The organism is Streptomyces sp. WELS2, assembly GCF_013870595.1.
In the GTDB taxonomy this organism is placed as follows: Bacteria; Actinomycetota; Actinomycetes; order Streptomycetales; family Streptomycetaceae; genus Streptomyces.
In genome coordinates, this window is record NZ_JACBWZ010000345.1 from 1 (window position 1) to 6199 (window position 6199).

Annotated in this window: 6 protein-coding genes; 1 reads left to right on the plus strand and 5 read right to left on the minus strand. The window is 70.1% G+C overall.

Annotated elements, in window-relative coordinates; all coding sequences use genetic code 11:
* From H5J33_RS19915 to H5J33_RS19930, 4 genes are all read right to left on the minus strand, one after another.
* Positions 1 to 1293: glycoside hydrolase family 3 protein (locus H5J33_RS19915; protein ID WP_181796284.1), on the minus strand; the 1293-nt coding region annotated here is incomplete at its 3' end.
* A gap of 7 nt (positions 1294 to 1300) precedes the next feature.
* On the minus strand, positions 1301 to 2131 hold the full coding sequence (locus H5J33_RS19920; protein WP_181796285.1) for a carbohydrate ABC transporter permease: 831 nt from the start codon (positions 2129 to 2131) through the stop codon (positions 1301 to 1303).
* Positions 2128 to 3126, minus strand: a complete 999-nt coding sequence (locus H5J33_RS19925; protein WP_181796286.1) for a carbohydrate ABC transporter permease — start codon at positions 3124 to 3126, stop codon at positions 2128 to 2130. The genes H5J33_RS19920 and H5J33_RS19925 overlap by 4 nt, the downstream gene beginning before the upstream one ends.
* A gap of 105 nt (positions 3127 to 3231) precedes the next feature.
* Positions 3232 to 4506: an extracellular solute-binding protein gene (locus tag H5J33_RS19930; protein ID WP_181796287.1), complete on the minus strand. Its 1275-nt coding sequence runs from the start codon at positions 4504 to 4506 to the stop codon at positions 3232 to 3234.
* A 302-nt stretch (positions 4507 to 4808) separates the two neighbouring features.
* Here H5J33_RS19930 and H5J33_RS19935 point away from each other — a divergent pair, with 302 nt between their 5' ends.
* Positions 4809 to 5657: a GntR family transcriptional regulator gene (locus H5J33_RS19935; protein ID WP_181796288.1), complete on the plus strand. Its 849-nt coding sequence runs from the start codon at positions 4809 to 4811 to the stop codon at positions 5655 to 5657.
* Positions 5658 to 5835: 178 nt separating this feature from the next.
* On the opposite strand, the gene H5J33_RS19940 is transcribed toward H5J33_RS19935, so the two are convergent.
* A partial coding sequence (locus tag H5J33_RS19940; protein WP_181796289.1) for a DUF6299 family protein occupies positions 5836 to 6199 on the minus strand: 364 nt, incomplete at its 5' end.

Consider the following 6199-nt stretch of genomic DNA (forward strand, 5'->3'; position numbering starts at 1 on the left):
GACGATCCGGCGTCCGCCGGCCGCGGCGAGGGCGGCGCCTGGGGCGTCGTCGCCGGTGAAGGTACCGGAGGCGCTGCCGGGCAGCAGCCGCTCCAGCTCGTCGGCGACGCCCCAGGGGGTCTCGTGGCCGACGGCGATGTTGGGGGCCGGGTTGAACCGGGCGATGTACACCGGTGCGGTGACCGGCGCGGCGGCGCCGGTACGGGTCACGGTCAGCGCGCGGCGGGCCGCGACCAGGCCGATCTCCGGGTCGGGCGTGGTCCGCGCGGCGTCGTCGCGGTGCGCGGCGGTCCAGGCGGCCAGGTCGCGCACCCGGGCGGCGGCGTCGGCGAGTCGTTCCTCGGGCAGTTCGCCGGAGCGCACGGCCGCGACGAGCGCGTCCCGCATGCCGAGCACGGTGCCCTCGTCGCACAGTCCGCCGCCCACGCAGATGGCGTCGGCGCCGGCCGCGATGGCGAGGACCACGCCCTGGTTCAGGCCGTAGGTGGCGGAGATGGCGCGCATCTCGATGCCGTCGGTGACGATCAGGCCCTGGTAGCCGAGTTCGCCGCGCAGCAGGTCGGTGAGGATGCGCGGGGACAGGGTGCCGGGGCGGTCCGGGTCGAGGGCCGGCACCAGGATGTGGGCGCTCATGATCGCCCGGCTGCCGGCGGCGATGGCCGCGCGGAACGGGGGCAGTTCGCGCTCGTGGAGGGTGTCGGCGTCGACGTCGATGCGGGGGACGGCGTGGTGGGAGTCGACGTTGGTGTCGCCGTGGCCGGGGAAGTGCTTGGTGCAGGCGGCGACGCCGGAGGACTGGAGGCCCTCGACCCAGGCGGCGGTGTGCCGGGCGACCAGGTCGGGGCTCGCGCCGAAGGAGCGGACGCCGATGACCGGGTTGTCGGGGTTGGCGTTGACGTCGGCGGAGGGTGCCCAGTCGAAATTGACGCCGCAGGCGGCCAGGCGGCGGCCCAGCTCGCGGGCGACGGACCGGGTCAGGCCGGGGTCGTCCACGGCGCCGAGGGCGTGGTTGCCGGGGAAGGCGGAGCCGGTGCGCACGTCGAGGCGGGTGACGTCGCCGCTCTCCTCGTCGATGGCGACGAGCAGGTCGTCCCGGACGGCGCGCAGTTGCGCGGTGAGTGCGGTGACCTGCTCCTCGCTGACGACGTTGCGGCCGAACAGGGCGACGGAGGCCAGGCCCTCGTCGATCCGGCGGCGCACCCAGTCGGGGGCGGTGGTGCCGTCGAAGCCGGGCTGGAGCACCGCGAGGGCGTTGCGGGTGAGGGTGTCGGTGCCGGGGGCGATGATGGTCATCGGGGCGTCATCCCTTCACGGCGCCGTCGGTCAGACCGCTGACAGCCTTGCGTTGCAGGAAGATGAAGAGGATCAGGATGGGCAGCGCGAAGAGGGACGAGGCGGCCATGGTGGCGCCCCAGTCGTCGCCGAAGGCGGTCTGGAACTGCGACAGCCACAGCGGCAGGGTCTGCTTCTCGGCGGACTTGTTGAGGATCAGGACGAGCGGGAACTCGTTCCAGGCGGTGATGAAGCCGAACAGCGAGGTCGCCATCAGGCCGGGCGCGAGCAGCGGGAAGATGACCTTCACGAAGGCCTGCGGGCGGGTGCACCCGTCGACCATCGCCGACTCCTCCAGCTCCTTGGGCACGGCGGCGATGTAGCCGCGCAGCGTCAGGATGGTCAGGGGCAGCACCATCATCGTGTAGAAGGCGGTGAGCGGGACCAGGCTGTCGAGCATGTCGTTGTCCCGGACGATCATGTACATGGCGATGATGAGGACTTCCCAGGGAGCCATCTGCGCCAGCATGAACGTCACGATGAGACCGCGCCGGCCCTTGAACCGCATCCGGGTCAGGGCGAAGGCCGCGAACAGCGCGATGACGAGCGAGAACACGACCGACAGCACCGTGACGGTGACCGAGTTGAGGACCAGGGTCCAGAAGTGGTCCGCGTCGACGGCCGTCTTGAAGTGCTCCAGGGTGGCGTGGGTCGGGAACCACACCGGGTCGTCGGAGACGATGTCACCGGTCGGTTTGAAGGCCGTGGCGAACATCCAGTACACGGGGAACGCGAAGCCGACGAAGAGGACGACGGCGGTCGCGTTGGGCCAGAAACGGCCGAAGAGCGAGCGCTTCACAGCTCGTCCTCCTCTTGCTTGAGCACCATGCGCAGGTAGTACGAGGTGATGACGAGCAGCACCACGATGGTCAGGAAGGAGATCGCCGAACCGAGCCCGAAGTGCTGGTTGCCGACGCCCTCCACGTAGGCGTAGATCGGCAGGGTCTCGGTGAGGTGGTCCGGGCCGCCCTCGTTCATCGCGAAGATCTGCGGGAACGCCTTGAAGATCCAGATGACTTCGAGGAACGTCGTGGCGTACAGGAACGGCCGCAGGAAGGGCAGGGTCACGGAGGTGAAGCCCTTCCAGGCGCCGGCGCCGTCCAGGGCGGCGGCCTCGTACAGCTCCCGGGGGATCGTGGTGGTGGCGGCGTAGAGGTTGATCGCCACGAAGGGGATGGACTGCCACACGAGCAGCAGGGTGACCACGGCGAAGGTGGAGAACTGGGTCTCCAGCCAGTTGTGGTCGGCCATGGAGTGCCAGCCGAGCTTGTCCAGTACCCAGTTGACCACGCCGAAGCGCTGGGCGAACAGCCACTTGTAGACGGTGGTGGCCGCGATGACCGGCATGGCCCAGGCGAGCACGAGGCCCAGCAGGAGCAGCAGCCGCATCCGCTTGCCGAGCCGGGCCAGCAGCAACCCGATCAGGGTGCCGAGCACCATGATCAGGACGACGTTGACGGCGGTGAAGACGACGGAGCGCTCGACGACGCGCCAGAAATCCCCGGCGGACAGCACCTCCTGGTAGTTGTCGACGCCGTTCCACTCGGTGAGGTGCTGGATGAGCTGCCGCGGGTTGAGGTTCTGGAACGACAGCATGCCGTTCTTCACCAGCGGCCAGCCGAGCAGCAGCAGGGTGGCCAGCAGCGCGGGCAGCAGGAGCAGGTAGGGGGCGGCGGCGCGGCGCCGGGACGGGGCCCCGAAGGTGCGGTCGTCACCTCGCGGCGAGGCCGGCACCCGGGCCTTGCGGACAGCGGGCTCCCCGGCCGTGTCCGTGCCTTCGGTCTGCACTGACATGAGTTGCCATCTCTTCCGTGGCCGTACGAAACACCGGGGCCGTGCCCGGGGCACGGCGCAGGCGTGGGCCGGGGGCGCCCTCTCGTGGCGCCCCCGGCACGGTGATCAGTTCTGCTGGGCCAGGCGCTTGTTGATGTCGCCCTCGACCTGCTTGGCGGCGTCCGCCGGGGACTTACCGTTCAGCACGGCCGTCATGTAGGACTTGATCGGGTTGGGGTTGTTCTCCACCGCGCCCCACTCGGGGATCAGCGGGGTGGTGCCGCCGACCGCGGCGCCCGGGGCGATGGCCTCGGCGACCACGTTGCCCTTGAGGTTGCTCTCCAGCGCCTTCTTGTTGGGGATGACGCCGTTGAGCTTGGCGAGTTCGCCCTCGTACTGGTCGGACAGTGCGATCCTCAGGAACTCCTTGGCCAGTTCCTGCTTCTTGCTGCCCGCGGCGACGGCGAGGTTGGAGCCGCCGAGGAAGACGCTCTCGGGCTTGTCCGCGCTCTCGCCGGGGATGGGGAAGTAGCCGAGGTCCTTCTCGATGTCCTTGTTGGCCTTGACCGCCGTGCCGGCCTCCCAGCCCATTCCGATGAAGGCGCCGGTCTTGCCCTTGGCGAACACCTCGCCCTGCTGCGGCGTGGCCTCGTCCTTGTCCTTGGGGGCCTGGGAGTAGGAGGCGTACTTCTTGTAGATCTCCATGGCCTTGGAGACCTTGGGGTCACCGAGGTTGGAGACGTACTTGTCGCCCTGCTTCTTCACCAGGTCGGCGCCCTGGCCGATGGTCAGGCCGTCGAAGAAGTACCAGTTCTGGCCGGGCATGTAGATCGGCTCGGCGTCGGTCTTCTTGCCGATGGTCTCCAGGTCCTTGAAGAACTCGTCCCGGGTCTTGGGGATGTCCTTGATGCCGGCCTGGGCCCAGATCTTCTTGTTGTAGATGACCACGCGGCTGGTGAAGTACCAGGGGGCGGCGTACTGCTTGCCGTCGTAGACGGAGGACCCGGAGACCGACGGCGTCCAGTCGGTGCCGATCTCCTTCTTCAGGTCGTCCAGTTCGGCGAGGCCGCCGGTGGCCGCGTAGGCCGGGGTCTGGGTGTTGCCGACCTCGAGCACGTCCGGCGGGGTGGACTCGGAGAGGGCGGTGGTGATCTTCTGCTGGATCCCGTCCCACTTCTGGGTCTCGAACTTCACCTTGGCGCCGGTCTTCTTCTCGAAGGCGGCCGAGACGTCCTTGACCCACTGGTCCGGGGTGGAGCCGTCCATCGCCCAGACGGTGAGCGTCTCCCCCTTGAAGCTGTCCGGCCCCGCCTTCTTGCTCTCGCCGTCGTCCCCTCCGCACGCCGACACGGAGACCATCATGCCCGCGATCACGATCGCGGCCGCAAGCTTGCGCTTCACGCCACCCTCCTCAGGGATGCCACTAACCCCCCACGCCCTCGGCGGTGACCTGCGGTACGACGCTGTGCACGTAGGGCTCGGGACCTGGCCACTAATGGTGTAGACCAGTACGGTGGAGCTTGGCCTAGACCTTTTGGAGTGTCAAGGGTGGTTCGGGAAGCCGATCCGGGCCGTTACGAGAAAGTCACCGGAGCGCATCCCTCCGCGTTCCGTCCCTTTCGCCCGGACCGTTCAGTTGGACTAGACCATACGGGAGTTGGTCGCTATAACGGGAGCCCATCGACACAGCCGGGAAGGCAGGCATGACCACCGACGTCAGCAGCGCCCATCCGCACCCGGGGGCGCCCGGCCGCACCGCGCGCGTGCCGAAGTACTACCGGATCAAGCAGCAGCTCCTGACGATGGCCGAAGCGCTGCAGCCCGGTTCGGCCATGCCCGCCGAACGGCTGCTCGCGGTCCGGTTCGACACCTCCCGGACCACCGTGCGCCAAGCCCTGCAGGAACTCGTCGGCGAGGGCCGGCTCGACCGGATCCAGGGCAAGGGCACCTTCGTCTCCCAGCCCAAGCTGTACCGCACGCTCCAGCTCACCTCGCACACCGAGGACATGCGGGCGCAGGGCCTCACCCCGGCCTCGCAGGTGCTGGACATCGGGGAGGTGCCGGCCGACGAGCAGCTGGCGGGCCTGCTCGGCATCGGGATCGGCGAACGGGTGCTGCGCATCGAGCGGCTGCGGCTGGCCAGCGGCGACCCGATGGCGATCGAGACGACCCACCTGTCCGTACGGCGCTTCCCCGGCCTGCGCCGCTCGCTGGCCACCTACCCGTCGCTGTACACCGCGCTCGCCGAGGTCTACGGCGTCCACCTGGCCGAGGCCGACGAGACCATCGAGACCTCGCTGTCCACCCCGCGCGAGGCGCAGTTGCTGGCCACCGACGTGGGGCTGCCGATGCTGCTGCTCTCCCGGCACTCGCGGGACGCGCAGGGCACCCCGGTGGAATGGGTGCGCTCGGTCTACCGCGGCTCCCGCTACAAGTTCGTCGCCGCCCTGCGCCGGCCGGGCGGCACGGTGGTCCGACGCGCGACGGCCCCGCCGGCCTCGGCCGCACCGGAACCCGGCGGGGAACGGGCGACGGCTCTGGACGGGCAGTGAACCGAGGGGGAGCGGACGGCGGCCCTGGACTGGCGGTGAACCGGCAGGGAGCGGCTACAACCCCGGACGAGCGGTGAACCGACAGGACGGACCACAGGCCCGGACAGAACGGACCGCCGACCGACAAGACGCCGACCACGGCCCGGACGGACCCCGCCCCGTCGGCGAGGATCGGGTGTCAGCCCTGGACGAGGGTGATGTCGCGGTCCGTCTGGGCGTGGAAGACCGGCACCAGGATGATGCCCGAGCGCCGCAGCTCCACGACGGTGGCCTGCACCCGTGCCGCCCCCGGCCGCAGGGTCTGCCCGTAGGGCTTGCCGGAGTTCTGCCAGCGGTGTTCGGCGCCGTCGCAGCGGGCGGCGCTGCCGCCGATGCCCTGCCGGCCGGCGGTGCCCTGGCTGATCGAGGATCCGATGAACGCCGCTCCGGTGGCGCCGGTGCAGCGGTAGGTGCCGGAGAGCGTGACCGTGCCGTCGGCCGCGATCCGGCCGGTCGGGTCGACGGTGATGTACTCGCCGGGCGCGGCGGCGGCCGGGGCGGCC

Coding starts and splice junctions, on each gene's coding strand:
- H5J33_RS19925 (WP_181796286.1), bottom strand. CDS start 3,126: ATGTCAGTGCAGACCGAAGGCACGGACACGGCCGGGGAGCCCGCTGTC.
- H5J33_RS19935 (WP_181796288.1), top strand. CDS start 4,809: ATGACCACCGACGTCAGCAGCGCCCATCCGCACCCGGGGGCGCCCGGC.